At 37.8% G+C, this 20,154-nt stretch carries 16 protein-coding genes and 1 tRNA gene; 4 read left to right on the top strand and 13 right to left on the bottom strand.

Annotation, left to right across the window (positions count from 1 at the left end; all coding sequences use genetic code 11):
• Positions 1–12: 12 nt before the first annotated feature.
• Complete coding sequence (locus HME9304_RS12545) at positions 13–915, bottom strand: MerR family transcriptional regulator (protein WP_112378920.1); 903 nt, start codon at positions 913–915, stop codon at positions 13–15.
• A 173-nt stretch (positions 916–1,088) separates the two neighbouring features.
• Positions 1,089–1,172: transfer RNA gene (locus HME9304_RS12550), tRNA-Leu, on the bottom strand.
• Positions 1,173–1,576: 404 nt separating this feature from the next.
• Between HME9304_RS12550 and HME9304_RS12555 the strand changes: the two genes are divergently transcribed.
• Together HME9304_RS12555 and HME9304_RS12560 are read left to right on the top strand one after the other, a co-directional pair.
• Positions 1,577–2,227: a hypothetical protein gene (locus tag HME9304_RS12555; RefSeq protein WP_112378921.1), complete on the top strand. Its 651-nt coding sequence runs from the start codon at positions 1,577–1,579 to the stop codon at positions 2,225–2,227.
• On the top strand, positions 2,208–3,269 hold the full coding sequence (locus tag HME9304_RS12560; RefSeq protein ID WP_112378922.1) for a DNA cytosine methyltransferase: 1,062 nt from the start codon (positions 2,208–2,210) through the stop codon (positions 3,267–3,269). Before HME9304_RS12555 ends, HME9304_RS12560 begins: the two co-directional genes overlap by 20 nt.
• 12 nt (positions 3,270–3,281) lie before the next feature.
• Here the strand turns inward: HME9304_RS12560 and HME9304_RS12565 are convergent, their stop codons facing one another.
• From HME9304_RS12565 to HME9304_RS12585, 5 genes are all read right to left on the bottom strand, one after another.
• Positions 3,282–3,974, bottom strand: coding sequence for a head GIN domain-containing protein (locus HME9304_RS12565; protein WP_164674841.1), 693 nt, complete (start codon positions 3,972–3,974; stop codon positions 3,282–3,284).
• A 268-nt stretch (positions 3,975–4,242) separates the two neighbouring features.
• Positions 4,243–4,905 carry a hypothetical protein gene (locus HME9304_RS12570; RefSeq protein WP_112378924.1) on the bottom strand — a complete coding sequence of 221 codons (663 nt, stop codon included), beginning with the start codon at positions 4,903–4,905 and terminating at the stop codon, positions 4,243–4,245.
• A 70-nt stretch (positions 4,906–4,975) separates the two neighbouring features.
• Entirely contained in the window at positions 4,976–6,070 is a 1,095-nt protein-coding gene (locus tag HME9304_RS12575) for a hypothetical protein (protein ID WP_112378925.1), read from the bottom strand.
• Positions 6,045–6,584 (bottom strand): hypothetical protein, encoded by a 540-nt coding sequence (locus HME9304_RS12580; RefSeq protein ID WP_112378926.1) that lies wholly within the window; start codon positions 6,582–6,584, stop codon positions 6,045–6,047. The genes HME9304_RS12575 and HME9304_RS12580 overlap by 26 nt, the downstream gene beginning before the upstream one ends.
• Positions 6,584–7,123 (bottom strand): RNA polymerase sigma factor, encoded by a 540-nt coding sequence (locus HME9304_RS12585; RefSeq protein WP_239023271.1) that lies wholly within the window; start codon positions 7,121–7,123, stop codon positions 6,584–6,586. Before HME9304_RS12585 ends, HME9304_RS12580 begins: the two co-directional genes overlap by 1 nt.
• A gap of 167 nt (positions 7,124–7,290) precedes the next feature.
• Between HME9304_RS12585 and HME9304_RS12590 the strand changes: the two genes are divergently transcribed.
• Positions 7,291–9,696: a TonB-dependent receptor gene (locus HME9304_RS12590; protein ID WP_112378927.1), complete on the top strand. Its 2,406-nt coding sequence runs from the start codon at positions 7,291–7,293 to the stop codon at positions 9,694–9,696.
• A gap of 3 nt (positions 9,697–9,699) precedes the next feature.
• On the top strand, positions 9,700–10,545 hold the full coding sequence (locus HME9304_RS12595; RefSeq protein ID WP_112378928.1) for a DUF4249 family protein: 846 nt from the start codon (positions 9,700–9,702) through the stop codon (positions 10,543–10,545).
• 453 nt (positions 10,546–10,998) lie between these two features.
• Here HME9304_RS12595 and HME9304_RS12600 read toward each other — a convergent pair whose 3' ends face one another.
• The 6 genes from HME9304_RS12600 to HME9304_RS12625 all read right to left on the bottom strand — a co-directional run bounded on the left by HME9304_RS12600 (position 10,999) and on the right by HME9304_RS12625 (position 20,132).
• On the bottom strand, positions 10,999–12,330 hold the full coding sequence (locus tag HME9304_RS12600) for a RagB/SusD family nutrient uptake outer membrane protein (protein WP_112378929.1): 1,332 nt from the start codon (positions 12,328–12,330) through the stop codon (positions 10,999–11,001).
• Positions 12,331–12,342: 12 nt separating this feature from the next.
• On the bottom strand, positions 12,343–15,405 hold the full coding sequence (locus tag HME9304_RS12605; protein ID WP_112378930.1) for a SusC/RagA family TonB-linked outer membrane protein: 3,063 nt from the start codon (positions 15,403–15,405) through the stop codon (positions 12,343–12,345).
• A gap of 151 nt (positions 15,406–15,556) precedes the next feature.
• Complete coding sequence (locus HME9304_RS12610; protein ID WP_112378931.1) at positions 15,557–16,837, bottom strand: aspartate aminotransferase family protein; 1,281 nt, start codon at positions 16,835–16,837, stop codon at positions 15,557–15,559.
• A 25-nt stretch (positions 16,838–16,862) separates the two neighbouring features.
• Complete coding sequence (locus HME9304_RS12615) at positions 16,863–18,356, bottom strand: aldehyde dehydrogenase family protein (protein WP_112378932.1); 1,494 nt, start codon at positions 18,354–18,356, stop codon at positions 16,863–16,865.
• On the bottom strand, positions 18,353–19,618 hold the full coding sequence (locus HME9304_RS12620; protein WP_112379818.1) for a Zn-dependent hydrolase: 1,266 nt from the start codon (positions 19,616–19,618) through the stop codon (positions 18,353–18,355). The genes HME9304_RS12615 and HME9304_RS12620 overlap by 4 nt, the downstream gene beginning before the upstream one ends.
• A 10-nt stretch (positions 19,619–19,628) precedes the next feature.
• Positions 19,629–20,132 (bottom strand): Lrp/AsnC family transcriptional regulator, encoded by a 504-nt coding sequence (locus tag HME9304_RS12625; RefSeq protein ID WP_112378933.1) that lies wholly within the window; start codon positions 20,130–20,132, stop codon positions 19,629–19,631.
• Positions 20,133–20,154 lie beyond the last annotated feature (22 nt).

The following is a 20,154-nucleotide window of genomic DNA, read 5'->3' on the forward strand; positions in this document are numbered from 1 at the left end:
TAAATAGAATACTTATGAGAACGAACTAATTAAATGTTCGATGGAATTAAATGTTTTAATACTATTTGGCAATTCTTCTTTTTCAATATATTGTATTTGATGACCTAAAACGTAGAGTTTTGAATTACCGGAGGAATTCAATGTTTTGGAAAATTTATCAAAATACGATGTCAATTCATCTTTTGTTGGTGAAACGGTAAAATAGGAAACAAAATGAATGTTATTATAATATTTGAGTAAATCGACCAAACTATCTATTGGCATAGTTTGACCAAGGTAAATGGATTTATATCCTCGTAATGTAATTTCATAATTTAGATAAAGTAATCCAATTTCATGGATTTCATTTTCTGGCAAGAAAAGTGCAAAAACCTTATCCTTTTGGGTAGGTTCTACCATCTGCAACTTTTCTGTGTTGATATATATTTTTTGTTTGATCAAATGGGTGATGAAATGCTCGTGAGAAGGACTTATGGTATCGGTTTGCCATAGAAGACCCAGTTCGTTCAATAGTGGAATGAAAACGTCATTAAAAATATCCCTAAAGGAACGTTCTGATAAAAGGCTATTATACGTATTCAAAAATAGCGTCTGGTCAAAATTGATCATCGCTAGTTTAAACGCATTTATCGCATGGCTTTTTTCACTATTGTTGGAGACAATTTCCCTGACTATTACGGGTATATGCGGCTCATCTAGCTTGGCAATTTTAGAAATTTTGTAGCCATTGTTGTATAGCAATGTAATGTTCAATAGCTTTTGTAGGCTACTCAAACTGTATGATCTAATGTTGGTACTTGTCCTTTCCGGCTGAAAAAGATTATACCTTTTTTCCCATATCCTAATAGTATGTGCCTTAATTCCAGACAGGTTTTCCATATCACGGATACTGAAAGATTTTTTTACATTGTTCATCTTTTGATTGTAAACGTTAAACAAATTTACAATTTAATTGATGCCAACCTAATATGTTATGATAAAATTTGGAGTGGTTTTAAGAAATTGCACACATTTCTAAGAAATCTGTGAATTTTTTAAAGCTAAAGAGCGGTATATACAAAAAAACCGCAAAATCGATGCGGTTTTTGTGCCCACGACTGGAGTCGAACCAGCACGTCCTTACGAACACTACCCCCTCAAGGTAGCGTGTCTACCAATTCCACCACGTGGGCCAAATGTAAATGGGCAGCAAAAATAATCAAAATACCGTTAAACCATAATGATTGGATTTAAAAAGCATATAATTTACATGTCATCAAAGTAGATACTCCATATTTGAGTTTTTAGAACTGTGAATAACACTGGAAATAGGGTGATTTTAATGACCGATTTTAACTATTTTATAATTTCATGCTAATTATTTGGATGATACAATCTAATCTACCTTTTAAGCATATGGGAATAGATAACCAACCTTTAAAATAAAATAGATTATTTTCGGAATTCATAATTGTTATAATTTCAATAATGACAATCGAGATATGGGAAAAGAGGGAGGAGAAGAGCCAGAAAAAATTAAAATTACAGTCACCGTAGTTTGATTAAGGATATAAAGTTTTTCGAAGAGCAAGTATACATGCTCAAAACCTCCAAGATTACTTCAGCGGAAATTGAGAAAAAGCTTGAAGGAATCGAGTATTCCGGAGGTCATAAAGCAATTGACAAAAAAGTTGAGAACTCAAATATTCCCTATTTCTCCATAGCTTTCTTTTATTTTGTATTCCAGAATGATACAATACCCAATGAAGAAGAATTATTACGGACCTATATTAAAATCAACAACATTGAAGAAAATTTGGATTTTTTGATTATTGCCAGCAAGAAATACAGCGTTGATGGGGTCAAAAACAGAATGCTCAGGTCTTACCCTTCTTTGATAAGGGATTTTCATTTTTTTAAATTATGTCAGGAAAGTCGAAGATTTGATTCTGTAAAATATTCCACAAGAAAAGATATATTCGAGGGTATAGATTTATTGATCGTATACAAAGGGTTGGAATTTTGTATTGCAATTTATACACAAACTAAAAGAGCATTGAAATTCAAAAAAAAGAAGAATGAAAAAAGGCATGATTATGTTGCATGTGATATGCAAATTGCGTTGCCCATAAATTTGTCCGGAACCAACAAAAAAATTAAAAAGATTTCTAATTTTATACTTCTTTCCAGTGGCTATATTTTGGAACTGGAAGAAAAAATGAACTCTTATGCAATCAGCAATCAGTAAGGGAATCAATACCAAAGACACACTTTTAAAGGTTCCTTTCCCTGTTGTGAAAAATCCTAACTTCAAGTTTATTGACCTTTTTGCAGGAATAGGCGGGTTTAGAATGGCACTTCAAAATTTAGGTGGTGAATGTGTTTTTTCTTCGGAATGGGACAAATACGCCCAACAGACCTATAAAGAAAATTTTGGAGAAAATCCTCATGGGGATATCAAGGAAATAGACGAAAAAGATATTCCGGACCATGATGTTCTTTGTGCGGGATTTCCGTGTCAAGCCTTTTCTATTGCTGGTAGAAAGGGAGGTTTTGAAGATACCAGAGGAACTTTATTTTTTGATGTTGCAAGAATATTGAAAGAAAAAAGACCAAAAGCCTTCTTTTTGGAAAATGTAAAGGGATTAAGGATGCATGACAAGGGTAAGACCTTGGCCACAATTATTAGAACCTTGCGAGAAGACCTTGATTATTATGTGCCTGACCCCCAAATAATGAATGCAAAGCACTTTGGGGTGCCTCAAAATAGAGAACGAATATTCATCGTTGGTTTTAGAAATGATTTGAATATTGATAAGTTCGAATATCCCAAACCCTTGGGATTGCAAACAGCTTTTGAGGATATTAAAGAAGAGAAAGAGGTTTCTGTTAAGTATTACCTATCAACCCAATATTTACAAACACTGAGAAATCATAAAAAAAGACATGAGAGCAAAGGAAATGGTTTTGGCTACATGATAATTTCTGATGATTCCATTGCGAATGCTATCGTGGTGGGTGGAATGGGACGGGAGCGTAATTTGGTCTATGATGATAGACTTACAACTTTTGAGCCTATTACAAAAATTAAAGGCGAGGTCAACAGAGAAGGAATACGAAAAATGACGCCAAGGGAATGGGCACGTCTTCAAGGTTTTTCGGACAAGTTTAAAATAGTTGTTTCAGATGTGCAGGCCTATAAACAATTTGGGAATTCTGTCGCAGTGCCTGCCATTCAAGAAACAGCAAAAAAGATTATGGAAGTATTGTTAAAACACAAAACTCTATAAAGTGACACTTAGTTAATCACGCTTACTTATTCTGGCGTCTCCGCTTAGTTGCAAACGAACTATCTCCGCATTGCCTTTATAATTCAATTCACTGTCTCCTGAGGCATTCATGTCTATAGTATTTGTTACGGATAGATATGCCTCACTGTCTCCATTGAGTTTAATATCAAGATCATCTACAATAAGGTCATAATCTTCTAAAAAGCTGTCGCCACTAAGGGTCGCATCTAATGAAGTAACAGTTCCAAATAGATTTACGCTTGAGTCACCTCTTGCATTCAAAGATAATCTGTCCAGGGCTATTTCCCCAAGAAATTGACTGTCACCAAATAGGTTGAATTCGGCATTCTCGGCAATCAGAGCATTTTCTAACGTCACTGAGGAATCACCGAATATTTCAAATCTTGAAATGTTGTTGGTGCTGATATATATTTTTAAAGTTACGTTGCCACTAATTGTCAGGTTGTCTTGCAGACGTATTTTTAACACATTACCTGATTTAGATACAACTATTTTATCTTGTAGGTTTGAATTAGCCTCGATGTTGATAGCCTCTTCAGTATCGGAAAATGTTACAAAAGCGTCAAAATCTCCATGTATCTCAAGAGCACTATAATTACTGAACGAATATGCAGTGGTTGTAACTGAATTTGATGCCCTTATTGATTCATTTTCACAAGATATGAGCAATGTCAAAATTGCCACTAAAAAAATGTTGAATATAATTTTTGATTTCATTTTGATTGATGTTGAGACTTTTCGATTAGATACTTTCACAATAGTTTTTAAAACACATCCCGCTGTGGTTATTTGTATCAATTATTTGAAGTTGGTGATAGAGATCCACCTAAAACGTTCAGCATGAGTGGCTTTTGATCCCTCCAGCATATATACCTTATCACTTTTTGTAAATACCCGCAAAGTATTAATATGACGCTTTCTATCTATTTGTTTCATTTATCCAAGGTTTTTTTTATAAGGTTTTTTTATAACGATTTCTGCCCATATTGAATATGCCCAGTTTAATTCCAATTTCCCCGGTAAAACCGTTTATTCTATCAATAGGGCTATCTGCTAATTCGATTTTACTCGAAAAACGGTATTTTATTCCAGCCTCTAGCTGTACAAAGCGTGAAATATTGAAAAGTGCATTTACTCCGGGCTCCAAAACAAAAATTGGATCGATATCATCATTTTCCAAATCAAAATCATCACTATTTCTGCCAATATTTCGCTCAATATATCCTACGGCGCCACCACCAATTAATAAGGGAAAAGAAAGACTTACCCTGGATTTTCCGAATAAAATAGGTTCAAGGTGAAAACCCGCATAGCTTGCAAGAAGATCATCTCTGGTATTGCTGCGCGGGTTGAAAATGTCTTGTTCCGAATAAAGGCCTTTTAACAGTAGACCCACCTCAAATTGTTGGTTGGCCACATAGGCAATCTTAAAACTGCCTACATAAGTATCTTGGCCGTCAATTTCACCGTAGCCCATGGTCAAACCAATGTAAACGCCATGAACCACATTTCTTCTATCATTGAACGTAATGTACTCACCGTCGTCATTTTGAGCTCGGGCCATAAACACGGTAAACAATAAAAGCAGGGCAAAAATGATTTTTTGATTGTTCATTATTTATTGGATATTTTGATTGATGTTATAAGGACAACTAAAATTTGTAAAGGTTGCACATAAATAAAAATTATTCACGTAGCGTTACTATTCCTTTTACACCCGTAATTGTGATGGAACCTTTTTTACCATTACCGTAAGTAGCTTCGATCTCCCGAAGCTTGCTACTTTTGTCCAACATATTTGAGTTAACATTTTCGAAGGATTTTGGTAAGCGTACTACCCCTTGTTCCAATGTAGCACTGAACCGGTGGGAAAAACCTGCTACGTTCAAATTTATATCGGATGATTCTTGCTCAAGGACAATTTCTGCAGCGGATTCAAGGATTTCAGCAATTCGGAAATCAGTGATTTTTAGATTCAAATCCACATTCCTGATCAACCGTTGCGCTTCTAACTTGCTGAATTTTAGACTGCCATAAACTGTACCTACTTCCTCCAAGAAGATATCATCTTTATTTGAATAGATTTCCAATGAAGAAACGGCATTAAGTCTCATGTTGCTGCCATCAGTATTCAATCTAAGGCTTTTGGAATCTATCATGTCCAATTCGCCGTTCTTTAGATATATACTGGCATAGTTTATATTACGGGCACGCAATTTGCCATATTTCATGGTAATATCTGCTTTGCCCAAATTATCGCTTACCCACAGGTCGCCATGTTCCAAAAGTAAATTTAAGGGACCGCTCCAATCTTCAATGACCACATCACCAAATCGGTTTGTGACCTTAAGCTTTGCTTTGCTTGGCAAATAAACCTGATAATCAATTTGTACACGGCTACGGTCAAAGTCAATAGGATTGGCTTTATTGAAAAGATCGGCAAGCCATCCTGTATTCTTATTGGAAATTTCGGAGACAATACTCGCAAACCCAGAACTGGATTTTATTTTAGTATTGATACGACCTAACAAATCCTTTGCATTCTCTTTTTTTCTATGGTTTACTGTGATTTTAATACTAATGGAAACCTCATTCCTGTTCCAGCCATTTACATTGATATCGCCATATTTGTTCTCTAACCTCAGTTCCCCTGCATTGGTCAAGGGTAAGGTCTTTTCTATGGTCTTGGATATTTTCTCTTGCGCAGTGCCCATTTTAAAAAACAGAAGTACTACTGCTATCCATAGAACTATCTTATAACGTGTATCCATAATCATCATCTGGTAATTTTGAATCGTTTATCTGCTTCAATAAATTTTCAATAAGCTCGATCCGCTTTTTATAGTTGGCCACAATGGCCTCAAGCACCTGCTCATTGTCAAGGTTCTTTCGCATTTCTAAGCGAAGGGTTTCATATTCCAAATCGAGTTCTTCCATAAAGGACAGAAACTCTGATTTATCTTCTTCGGAAAGTTTAGGATGATTTTGCACCAATTGTACTTGATAGGAAACCAAATTTTGGTAGTGCATATCTATGTCGACCAGTTCTTTTGGCATATATTGATTTTCAACTGTATTGCCGCTAAATATGGATAAACCAATAATACCGGTAATTCCCAGTAATAAAGCTATACTCGCCGCGATTTGCAGTATTGGTGATTTCCAAAGAGGAATTATTTTTGGCTTCTCATTTTCAAGTTCTTTTGAGATAGTAACCCATAGTTTGGCGCGGTCTGCTTTATATTCATCAAATTGTGAAGCATTATCTCTAATATGTTTTTCAAAATTGTCCATTACAATTCGCTTATGATTTCCAATAATTTTTTCTTTGCTCTGTGATATTGTGATTTGGAGGTGCTAGTCGCAATACCCAATATTTCTGCAATCTCCGCATGATCATACCCTTCAATTAGGTATAGGTTGATAATCTGTTTGTATCCTTCAGGTAATTTTGCAATACCCAGTTTTACATTTCCAATATCAATTGCTTCAGTTTCAACTATAGTTTCCTCGGTCAAATGATACTCCTGGGTTTCTAAAGGCACTACGGGAATACGCTTGGCCTTTAGGTGATTGATGCTTTTATTTATGACGATACGTTTTAACCATGCCCCAAAACTGCTCTCATATTTAAAACCACCTAAGTTTTTGAAAGCGTCCACAAAACTGTCCTGTACAATATCTTCTGCATCTTCCTTATTCCCCAAAAACCGAAGTCCCACATTATACATAGCATCCACATACAGCGCGTATAGCTCGTATTGCGAGTTGGTTTTACCAGTTTTGCACTGTTCTACCAAGTCCTTATGTGTAAAACGAATTTCGGTTTCCAAAGGTTATAGGTTGATGCCTTATCAGGGTTAAAGACAAATGCAAATGTAAAAGGTTGCACATCAAGGAAAAAAAATTGAAAATGAATAAAATTTTGGATTTGGTGCAACCCTAAATTTTTTAAGCTGTCTATAGCTGTGAAAATTTATACAACCGTAAACAATCAAAAATGAACAGAAATCATCAAATCAGTCTTGTGACCAAATGTACCGTGTGGTCGCTGTGGCTTTATTTCCTAGGCTGTATAGTCGCCATGGGACAGACGGACAAAACTATTAGCGGTACCATAACCGATAAAAGCAATGGCGAAACCCTTTTTGGAGCTTCTGTATTCTTGACAGGTACAAGTATTGGAGGAGTTACAAATGAATATGGGTTTTATTCCATTACTGCTCCAAAAGGAAAGTATATCCTCAATATATCGTATATGGGATATAATGACCGCAACATTGAAATAACACTCGATGCAGACCTCAAATATGACATTGAAATTTCAGAATTATCCACAGAACTGGATGAAGTAGTGGTTACTGCGGATGAGCCGGAACGTGCTATTCTCCGAAAGCCCGAAATGAGCATAGTTAAAATGAACATCGCCACCATAAAGCAAATGCCCGTAGTTTTGGGAGAGGTAGATATATTGAAGTCTCTACAAATGCTACCCGGTGTTACCAATAATGGTGAGGGTACCGGTGGTTTTCATGTACGAGGTGGGGCACAGGACCAAAACTTGGTATTGCTTGACGAAGCTATTATTTACAACACTTCGCACATGTTTGGCTTCTTTTCAGTATTCAATGCAGATGCAATTAAAGATGTGAAGTTGTACAAGGGTGGTATTCCAGCTCGTTTTGGGGGTCGAGTATCCTCAGTACTTGACATTCGGCAAAAAGACGGTAATAACAAAAATTTTGCCGCCACTGGTGGTATTGGCATAATTTCGAGCCGATTAACTTTGGAAGGGCCTGTTTTTGGACAAAAGGGTTCTTTTTTGGTCGCAGGTAGACGTTCATATGCCGATCTATTATTGGCGGCAGGAGGGGAGGACAATAGGGTCACTTTCTATGATCTCAATCTAAAAACGAATTACAACATCAATCCAAACAATAAACTATTCCTTTCGGGTTATTTTGGAAGAGATGCCTTTAAGCTTGGTAATAGTTTTGACAGCAGTTACGGAAACACTTCCGGAAACCTTCGTTGGAACCATATTTTTAATAATCGCTTGTTCTCTAACCTTTCTGTTATTGCCAGTCGCTACGATTATGATCTTGGATTTGACCAGGACGAATTTGAGTGGAAATCCTCTATCACCAATTACAATCTTAAATATGACTTTAAGTACTATTTGAGCGATGCCTTTAAACTAGAATTTGGAACAAGTGCCATTTATTACGATTTTGATCCTGGACAGGTACAACCTACCGCAGAGAGCTCTCCAGTAAATCCACTTAAATTGGACCGTAAAAAGGCTATTGAAAGTGGTTTGTATATCAATGCAGAACATAAATTAAGTCCCAAATTGACCGCACAATATGGACTTCGCTACAGTGCTTTTACACGTTTAGGGGGGCAGGCATTGACCGAATATGCCAATAGCCAACCTGTAGTCTATAACGCAACATTGGGAATCTATCAACGTGGTACCGAAATAGGGGAGATAAGCTTTGATGATGACGAGACCATTAAACGTTTTGGCAATTTGGAGCCTAGAGTGTCATTGGCGTATTCATTAAACGAGAATTCTTCATTAAAGGCGGGTTTCTCCAGAATTGCCCAGTACATACATCTTTTATCGAACACGTCTTCTGTAACTCCGTTGGATGTTTGGACACCAAGTGGAGAGTTTATAGAACCACAGCTTTCTAATCAATATGCTATTGGATATTTTCGAAATTTTCTGGATAAAACTTATTCATTGGAAGTTGAAACGTATTATAAGAATGTGGATAATCGGATTGATTACATCGATGGATCCGATTTAATAGGGCAAAATACCATAGAAACAGAAATCCTGAACGGTGAAATGAGAGCTTATGGATTGGAAGTTTTACTCCGAAAAAATGAAGGTGATTTTACCGGGTGGATAGCTTACACACTATCTAAATCTGAACAGCGAACCCCTGGTGGCAATGCAGGCGGGCCCGGTATAAATAATGGAGATTGGTACAATACTTTTTTTGATAGAACACATGACATTTCCATATCCGGTGCTTATCGCCTGAACGATAAATGGAGTTTTGGCACCAATCTGGTCTTTCAGACGGGGAGGCCGGTCACTTATCCCAATGGGCAGTATGAATATGAAGGACTTTCCATTGCAAGTTATGCTCCACGAAATTCAGACCGTTTGCCAACCTACCATCGGTTGGACCTTTCTATCAATTACAAGCCCAACAGAAAACCCAACAATAGATTGAAAGGAGAATGGGTACTTGGTATTTACAATGTATACAACAGAAGAAACGCAGCTTCCATTTCCTTTGGTCAAAATGTAGAAACTGGGGCTAATGAAGCCACTAGAACTGCCATTTTTGGGATTGTGCCCTCTATAACCTATAATTTTAAATTTTAAAATATGAAAACGTATATACAACTATTGTTACTTTTTATAATTGCACAGCTCGTATCTTGTGAAGATGTAGTTGATGTAGAGGTACAGAATGGCCCCACCCGTTTGGTGGTCGAGGCATCAATAAATTGGGAAAAAGGAACGTCCGGTAACGTACAAACCATAAAATTAAGGTCTTCGACTCCTTTTTTTAATACTGCGAGTAATCCGGTTACCGGGGCAACAGTCGTCGTTATCAATAACGCGAATGATGAAACTTACAATTTTGTAGATCAAAATAATGGAGAGTACAGGACAACAACTTTTGAACCGGTATTGGGACAATCCTATTCATTACAAATCATCCATGATGGGGATGTTTATTCCGCGACAGAAACTATGACTTCGGTTGCTGATATTACCGAAGTGTTTCAAGATACTGAAGATGGTTTTGAGGATGATGTGCTAGAGGTTCATATAGCATTTACCGACCCCATTGAAATGGGTAATAATTATTTGTTTCGATTTCAAAGGGAAGGCGATTTACTGCCCGATCTTGAGGTGGCCGAAGATGAATTCGTGAATGGCAACGCAATTGATTGGTGGTACGAAATTGAGGAAGATGAGGATAACAATATATTACCTTTTGCACCTGGCGATATTGTTGCTATAGAAATGTTCGGTATCTCTAAGGATTATTACAATTACATTAATATTCTGATAGAACAATTGGGCGGAGTAGGTCTTTTTGAGGCCACTCCAGTAGCTGTTAGGGGAAATTGCATCAATGAAACCAATCCGGAAAATTATCCCTTTGGGTATTTTCGGCTTACGGAGGTAGTGCGTACAAGCTACACTTTTGTAGAAGAATAGTTTAGGTTGATTTTGAAGTCGGAAAGTGTCAGGTTTCTAGAGCCTGGCATTTTCTATTTCTGGAAAAATAGCTAAGAACCACATATCAAAATAATTTATTCTTGCTAGCTCCGTTGTGTATTTTGTTATTTTAACTCAAAAAAAAAAATAGAGGATTCTAAAGTTAATATTGTATATGTAACTCTAAACTCGTTTCAGGATGCCATCTCCGTAAGCGATTTTTAAAATACTGTATTGGGGTTGAAACAAGTTAAACATGACAATATATAGAAACTCTAGTTTTCAAAATGCCCAATAGGCTTACTAGTTATGATTTAAATCAGGTCATCTTTGATCATTACTTTTAAAATGAAAAAAAATCAGGAGACCAAACTCTATGTGTCTCCTGATTTTAATAAAACTAACTCAAATAAATCAATAAATACGTTTTCTGAATAAATATCCAGAACATAATTATTCACTATCGTATCCTGGATTCTGTGCTAAATTGTCAGAAACCTGAAGTTCATCCCTTGGAATGGGCAGCACTCTTCTAAAGCTTTCAATACCAAGAACTTCCTCTGCTTGCCCAAGTCGTACCAAGTCAAAGAAACGATGACCTTCAAAGTTCAATTCGGCACGTCTTTCATATTGTAGCGCATCCACATATTCGTCTGTATCTGCAAATGGTCCAGTATCGGGTAATCCCGCCCTATTTCTTACTACATTTAAATCTTCGGTACCCGCATTTGGGTCATTGGAATCAAATACAGCAGCCTCGGAGCGTATAAGATAGAGTTCTGGTAAACGAAATACCTTTGCATTGTCAGAATTAATGGGATCTGGGTATTTATTACTTTCGTTGACAGAACTGAAAGCAAAAATATTGGCTCTTTGGTCATTCTCCTCAAAGCTTTCAAGCAAGTCCGGGTCCACATTATATTCGTTTCTAAACAAAGTAAATGTAAAAAGAGAGCTTTCATCCTGATCATTGAACTCAACTTCAAAAATAGATTCTGTTGTCGCATCGGTAGTGGCATAAACATCACTTACATTCTCTACCAACTCGTAGGGGCCATCCGTAATAACTTCATTTGCATCTGTGAATGCACCATCATAATCTTTCTGATACAACTTGACTCTTGCCCTAAGACTAAGGGCTGCGTAGTAGTTCATTCTGCCAGAATCGGTACCCCCGGCACCTATATTTATGGCATTATCCAAATCGCTCAAAATCTGACCATATGTTTCCGCAACAGTACTTCTTGCCAAATCAGGGATTTCGTTGAAATCATTATTCGGAATAGGTTCCAATAATAGAGGAAGCCCGTATATGGAAGTAGTATCGTAATGTTCGCCAAATACCCGTAAAAGATCAAAATACGCAAGGGCCCTTATGGCGTAAGCTTCTGAAAGTACTGCATCGACATCTAAATTTGCATCGTCAATATCATTTACAGTGGTAATAATCAAATTTGCGCTATTGATTATAATATAAGCATCCGGCCAAAAATTTCCTATCCATAAATTTGTTGTTGGAACTGCTTGATTATCAAATTCTAATTGTGAATCAAAAAATCCTTCCATAATAGCGTTATCCGCAATCAAATCAAAATTGAGAATATATTCTGCACCATAGTAATCTGCATCCTGCATTAATGAGTACGCTCCCAACAATGTTCCTTCCACTGAAGCTGCATCGACCAATACACCATCAGAATCCAATGATTGTTGTGGTTCCGGTTCCAGAACATCACATGAAACCATCAGTATTATAGCTAAAAATAAACTTATTGTTTTTTTCATAATATTTTAAGATTAAAGTCCTATGTTAAAACCTAAAGTGATGGTCCTGGCCTGTGGTAATGTACCAAAATCAGAACCTGCGAGTCTTGGATCTCTTGCACTCCTGCTAACTTCCGGGTCTAGCCCCGTGTAGTCTGTGAATGTCAACAAATTTTGTCCTTGAACAAATACCCGAAATTTTTGAAGCCCAAGTTTGGATACAACTTCCTGTGGAAGACGATAGCCTATGTTCAAGTTTTTCAGTCGAACAAATGAGCCGTCCTCCAACCAACGTGTTGAATATTGTTGCCAGTTGCCGCTCTCCAGTGATGCTCTTGGAATATCTGTAATGTCCCCTGGTTGTCTCCATCGATTTCTTGCTCCGGCATAATTATTTCCGTCAGGAAGCGGAAACCCGGTACCGATTCTGCTCCAACCTAGATTTTCATAAATCGCTCTGCTATTATTGAAAATCTCATTTCCAATATTAAATTGGAACAGAAAACTAAAATCAAAACCTTTGTAGCTAAAGGTATTGTTCCAGCCACCAAAGAAATCGGGTTGTGCATTACCTACAATTTGACGGTCATCCGCATTTATGTTACCATCTTCATTAAGATCTATCCATAACATATTCCCAGTTTGTGGATCTACACCATTATGATCGATCAAAAAGAAAGTTCCAATTGGATTTCCTTCGGCCAAAATATGGGAATCGGAAATTATTTGTCTGTCCACGGCCAATTTTTTAATCTCATTATCTATGAAAGAAATATTAAAAGAAGAGTCCCATTTGAAATCTCCCGTGAATATTGCTCCATTTACCGTCAATTCAAATCCACGGTTTTCTACTTCTCCAATATTGTCGATGACGCTTGAGAAACCTGATATGCCCGGTATGATTCTATCCAAAAGTAAATCGTCTGTTTTCTTTATAAAATAATCTGCAGTAAGCGACAATCTATTATTGAACAAACCTAAGTCGACACCAACATTGAACTGTGCAGTACTTTCCCAGCTTAAGTTTTGATTGCTCAATTGCGTAGGTATCAGAGTAGCTCTTTGTCTGTAATCGTCGATTCCGAACAATCCCCTTGCAGGAAAATTTAAAATATCACCAGCACTGTTGGTAATACCGTCTTGGTTACCTGTAATCCCGTAACTGGCCCTAAATTTTAAATCAGAAATTGTTTTGGAATTCTTTAGAAAATCTTCTTGGCTTACACGCCATGCTACGGACCCAGAAGGAAAGAAACCAAAACGGTTTTGGTCACCAAATCTGGATGATCCATCTGCCCTTCCAGTTAAAGTAAGCAGGTATTTATTGGCCAAGCCATAGTTTGCTCTAAAATAATAAGAAGCAAGTCCCCACTCTGTACCTCTTGAATACGCATCGGTCACCTGTGCTGCGGTTTCGAGTTTGGTAAATTGATCACTTGGAAAACCTTGCGCATCTATCCTTGTAAAATTACGATCTGATGCTTGATAGGAAGCTCCCAGTATAGCATTTAAAGAATGATTGTCCCCCAAATCCGGTGTATAGGTAAAATAATTTTCCGTTATCCAAGTAAAATCTTCGGTACTGGAGTAGCGTCCCAGACCATTGGCGTTTTGATCTATTGATTCAAACGATATGGTAGGTGTAAAGGATTCATCTGTTAAACTAGTATAATCAATAGAAGTTGAGGTGCGAAACTTTAAACTTTTTGTAAGTTGAAGTTCTGCAAAAATAGTTCCCAAACCTCTGGTCGTACGTGTAAATCTACTATACTCATTAGCAACGAGTACAGGATTGTCCAACATCCACCAACCAAAATAATCAAATGGACTGGCGTAGGTGCCGTCATCTTCCCTAACGGGCATTAAGGGGTCACCTGCCAATGTATTGATAACGACACCGTACAATGAATTATCATTGATAGTACGATCTTGAATAGTTCTGGTCACAGCTACATTAGTTCCGATTTTTAACCAATCCTTCACTTGAGTATCCAAGTTTATTCTGCCGCTAATACGTTCAAAACCAGTACCTAACTGTGTTCCTTCTTGATTAAAATAAGCCAAGGAAGTATAATATTGGGTTCTTTCGTTACCACCCGATACCGATACATCATGACTTTGGATTGCAGCGGTTCTAAAAATCTCATCGTACCATTTCGTGTTTCTCAGCTCAGGATCGTTTGGATCGAACCCCCATAAATCTGAAACATAATTTTCAGGATAATCTGTTCCAAGGTCGATGTTGTCCTGTGCTGCGGCATCGTTCATAAGCTCTAGGTATTCTTGTGAGCTAAGCATATCTATAGTATTGGTAACTGTTTGGAATCCATAATATGAATTGAATTCTACACGTGGTGCACCTGTACTACCTCTTTTGGTTGTAATCAAGACTACACCATTGGCACCTCTGGAACCATAGATTGCAGTTGCAGAAGCATCCTTTAAAATTTCAATGGAAGCAATGTCCGTAGGATTTATATCAGCCATTGAATTAGTTCTTTGACCACCAGAAAACAAATCTGATAAATCCTCGGATATCATAGGTATACCATCAATCACGTAAAGGGGCTCGCTACTTGCCGATAACGAAGTATTACCGCGAATTTGAATGGAAATACCCGCGCCAGGTGTACCCGAAGGCGAGCTTATAAACGCACCGGCTGCCCTACCTTTTAGCGCATTATCTACACTGGCTACAGGCAAACGTGCAATTTCATCACCACTTACACTGGCAACGGAACCTGTTAAATCGCTTTTCTTCTGGCTACCATATCCTACCACCACTACTTCTTCCAGTTGCGATGCATCCTCTTCCATTTGTATGTTTATATTGGTATTAGATCCTACAGTTCTTTCAACGGTTTTTTGTCCTAAATAAGAGAATATCAACGTATTTGAAGAGGAGGCCTCTATCGTGTAATTACCATCAAAGTCTGTTTGTGTTCCTGTGTTTGTTCCCTTGACAAGAACATTGACACCTGGTAATGGCAGACCGTTTTGGTCTGTAACCGTCCCAGTAATTACTTGTCCGTAGACCATGGCAAACATACTTGCCATGAAAAAGGATAGTATAAAACTTAGTAGTTTTATTTTCATAATTATTTTGTATTATTAGTATTAATATTTAAACTGATTTGGGTCTTGTTTCAGTAATTTTAAACTCATGTTTTTTTAGATTTTGATTGAAATTATTTGCATTTAAAACTGAGTTACATTGGTTTTCTTCATAGTGTTCTGATTTTAGTTATTAATTTATTTTTATCTCATTAAGAATCTTTTCAAAGATGTTCTGTGCATCCTGTATCTGAACTTTAGTAACTACTAATGGGGGAATCCACCGAATCACATTTTTATAACTGCCACAGCTTAAAAGGAGCAGGCCATTGTCAACACAACGACGTACTATTTTTGAGACTATCTCAGCATCCGGTGAACCATCTTTTTTTTCAAATTCAACCGCAACCATAAGACCAATACCTCGTACATCGCCTATACAACTAAATTTTTGCTGTATTTTTTTTAGTCCTGTAATCAATTCCATGCCTTGCATTACCGCATTGTCAAGCAACTTTTCTTCCATAATGGTTTTGATGGTTGCCAGCGCAGCAGCACCCGTAATTGCGCTGCCCCCTCCATAGGTTCCACCATGGGTACCTGGGGACCACTTTTCCATGATTTCTTTTGATGAAGCAATTGCTGAAATTGGAAGTCCGCTTCCCAAACCTTTTGCCATGACGATGATGTCTGGCTTTACATTTGCATGTTCAAAACAGAAAAACCTTCCTGTTCTGCCAAATCCACTCTGTACCTCATCGATTATAAGTAATATGCCGTGAGCATCGCAAATCTCACGCAGATGATGAAGAAACCTGTGCGGAGCAGCAACATAGCCGCCTTCACCTAGTACCGGCTCAATAATTATTGCGGCAGTTTCATCTGGCGAAGTTTGCCCATGTAAGAGCAGATCAAGCTGTTTGATGCAAAAATCTATAGTAATGTCTTCGTCCCAACCGTAATAGTAGGCATAGGGAAAGGGGGAAACAAAAATCCCGGAAGGTAGGGGTTGGTATTTATATCGGTAAGCTGTTTTGGAAGTGGTCATGGCCATGGTCAAATGCGTTCTGCCATGGAAACTTCCCTGAAATACGATAACGTTCTGCCTTCCTGTGGCCGCTTTGGCCAATTTTACAGCACTTTCAGTAGCTTCTGCACCGCTGTTTGAAAAAAAGAAGCGATTAATATGCTTTGGAGTTATTTCATTCAGTTTTTCAGCCAATTCAATGCTAGTAGTTGGGATTACACAGTTCATCTGGCCAAAAAGAAGTTTTTTAGACTGTTCCTGAATGGCCTTTACCACATTTGGATGACAATGGCCCGTGTTTACCACACCTATACCAGATGTAAAGTCCATGCACTCTTTGCCTTCTTCATCATATAGATATACACCCTCGCCCCTAACTGCTTGAAAAGTGGATAGGTGTGTCCAAACAGGGGACAGCAATTCTGTTGAAAGCATCTCGGCACTCATTTTTTTCTAAATCAGTTTTTTTTATTTATAATACAGTCCATACTGCTTTTTCCTTAGTATAAAGATCTATGGCACTTTTACCCATTTCTTTTCCGTTTCCACTTTGTTTAAAGCCTCCAAAAGGTACTGCAGCGTCAAAAAGGTCGTAGCCGTTTATCCAAACTGTACCTGCATCGATAGCATTTGCAAAACGATGGGCCTTTGATAGATCTTTGGTCCATACCGCTGCAGCCAAACCATATTTAGAGGTATTGGCCTTTTTAATGACTTCGTCAAAATCCTTGAATTTGGAAACCACCACAACGGGACCAAAAATTTCTTCTCTCGCAATGGTTAAATCTTCGTTTTTGGTAATGAAAATGGTAGGTTCTAAAAAATACCCTTTTGCCAAATCCCCATCAAGGCGATTTCCACCATACACCAATTTGGCCCCTTCTGTCTCACCTAATTCTATATAGTCCAATACGGTATTCAATTGCTTTTCACTTATCATAGGTCCTAAGTCTGGATTGTTGAATCCATTGCTTATGGTCATTTTGCCAGCTTTTTCTTTAAAGGATTTTAGGACTTTTTCAAAAATGGATTCTTGTACATAAATCCTTGAACCGAGCGTACATTCTTGTCCAGTATTATAAAAACTGCTCCATTGTAAACTGTCCAAAACCATATCTAAATCAGCATCCTCGAAAATTACATTTGGAGATTTACCACCAAGTTCTAAGCTCACCTTTTTTAAATTGCTTTTGGCTGATGCTTCCATGATTTTCTTACCAACTAGAGTAGACCCTGTAAAGCTGATTTTATCTATATCCATGTGCTGTGACATTGCTTGCCCTGTGGGGATTCCAGGACCCGTGATAATGTTGACCACTCCTGGTGGAAAACCAGCCTCTAAAATCAATTTTCCCAAATAAAGTGCGGTAAGTGGTGTTTGTTCCGCGGGTTTAAGAATACAGCAATTTCCACAGGCCAAGGCTGGAGCAAGTTTCCATATCGCAATCATTAACGGGAAATTCCAAGGAACTATAAGGCCGACTACCCCTAAAGGTTCTTTTTTGGTGTAAACTAATTTATTGGAGTGTGTAGGAATTGTTGTCCCTTCTATTTTGGTGGCCCATCCAGCATAATATTTCAAATGGTTGATGGCACCTAGAACATCATATTTAGCTTTTTCCAGAGGTTTGCCATTGTCCAATGTCTCCAATTCCATGAAAATTTTTATATCCCTTTCTATAAGGGTGGCTAGTTTCCAGAGTAAATCTGAACGCTCTGCTGGTTTTATCCCATCCTTCCAAATAAGATCAAAAGCATTTCTGGCAATTACAACGGCATTGTCCACATCGTTTTCGTCCGCTATGGGAATTTTGGTCAACACGTTTCCATTTGCGGGATTCAATGTGTCAAAAGTTTTTTTTGCCTCACTTTCAATCCACTGGTTATTGACCAACATTTTTTTTGTTGAAGTCAAAAACGTAGTGGTTTTTTCAGTTAAAGCGATATGACTTGTTTTTACCTTCATTTCGACTTGTTCAAAATTTCTTCGTTGTTCAAAACTTCGATACCGGCCATTTGTAAAACTGCATTCAACAAAACATTTGTTCCATTAATCACATCTACTTTTTTTGCACTTTCCATTTCATTATGACTAAGTCCTTCTTTACAGGGGATGAAAATCATGCTTGTGGGAGCTACTTTAGAAACATAAACAGCGTCATGTCCTGCACCACTTACTATTTCCATAGTCGGTATCTTTAAATCATGAGCTGCATTCTTAACCGCATCTATGCATTCTTTGGAGAATTTTACCGGGGGAGAATACCATATTTCCTTTAGGGTAGAAGTAACTCCAAGTTTTCCATCGTGACTTGTGATGATATGCTCTAAATCCTTGTCCAACATAGAAAGTACCGTTTCATCTGGATGCCTCAAATCGATAGCCATTGTTAAGGAACCGGGTACGGTATTGCGTACGCCGGGAATAGCATCAATATAACCTACGGTCACTTTTGCATCGGGGCTATATATTTCGGCGAGTCTATAAATTTGCGGAAGTATCTCTGTCAATGCTTTTACGGGGTCCTTCCGGTATTCCATGGGAGATGGTCCAGCATGGGTCTCTTTGCCATTGAGGACTAAATCGTACCAACGTATGCCTTGTACACCAGTAACGATTCCTACAGATTTATTTTTAGCTTCTAAAATAGGACCTTGTTCAATGTGCAGCTCAAAAGTGGCTTTGTAGGGTCTGTTCCCTACTTCCATGCTCCCTTTATACCCGATGCGTTCCAATTCTTCTCCAAGTGTTTTCCCTTCTTTATCCGTTCTTTCATAAGCATAGTCCAAGCTAAAATCCCCTGAAAAAACACCCGAAGCAATCATGGCAGGTGAGAATCTGGCACCCTCCTCATTTGTCCATGAAACAATTTCTACTGGGATCTCTGTAACAATGTTCAGGTCATTAAGGGTATCCATGATTTCCAATCCTGCAAGTACGCCAAGTACCCCATCAAATTTCCCTCCTGTTGGTTGGGAATCTAAATGGCTACCTATCATTATGGAGGGTTTGCTATTATCCTTGCCAGGTCGAGTTGCATATATATTTCCAATTTTATCAATGTCAATATTACAGCCTGTTTCCTTGGCCCATTTTATAAATAAATCCCTTCCTTGCTTATCTTCATCGGTCAAGGCCACGCGACATACCCCACCCTTGGCAGTGCCTCCAATTTTGGACATCTCCATCAATCTTTTCCATAATCTATCGCCGTTAACTTTAATCATCTTGTTTTTTTTAGTCCATATCTTCTTGTAGGAGTATATTTTTTGTAGGTAGTTCCAAATCATGTTCGGCCCATTTGTAGACATTATAATAAATGGTTGAATTGGTATTGCGGACTCCTTTAATATTGAAAATCTTCTTTTTCATAACTTCCAGTAAATGCCGATTGTCCCTACAAATTAGATTGATTTCAATATCCGAAGGTCCAGAGGTAAGTGCCAAAAAAGATATTTCTTTAACTTTCATGAGTTCTTGTGCCACATACTCTATCATACTGGAGGGGCTGACTTCAATTGTAACCCTATTATATGAGTTAAAACCTGTTTTTGTAGGATCTACCCAGCCCAGAATATGTAACATGCCCTCATCGACCAATTTATTGTATCTGTTCCTAACCGTAGAAACAGAAACGTTAAGTGCTGAGGCAACATCAGTAAAAGACATTCTGCCATCTTTTTTCAGAAGTTGTATAAGGCTTTGGTCAAAAGCATCAAGTTGAAAAAGGTTCTCGCTCATTTCTAAAACGTTGATTAATGTA

Origin of the sequence: Flagellimonas maritima (assembly GCF_003269425.1) — a bacterium.
Taxonomy (GTDB): Bacteria; Bacteroidota; Bacteroidia; order Flavobacteriales; family Flavobacteriaceae; genus Flagellimonas; species Flagellimonas maritima.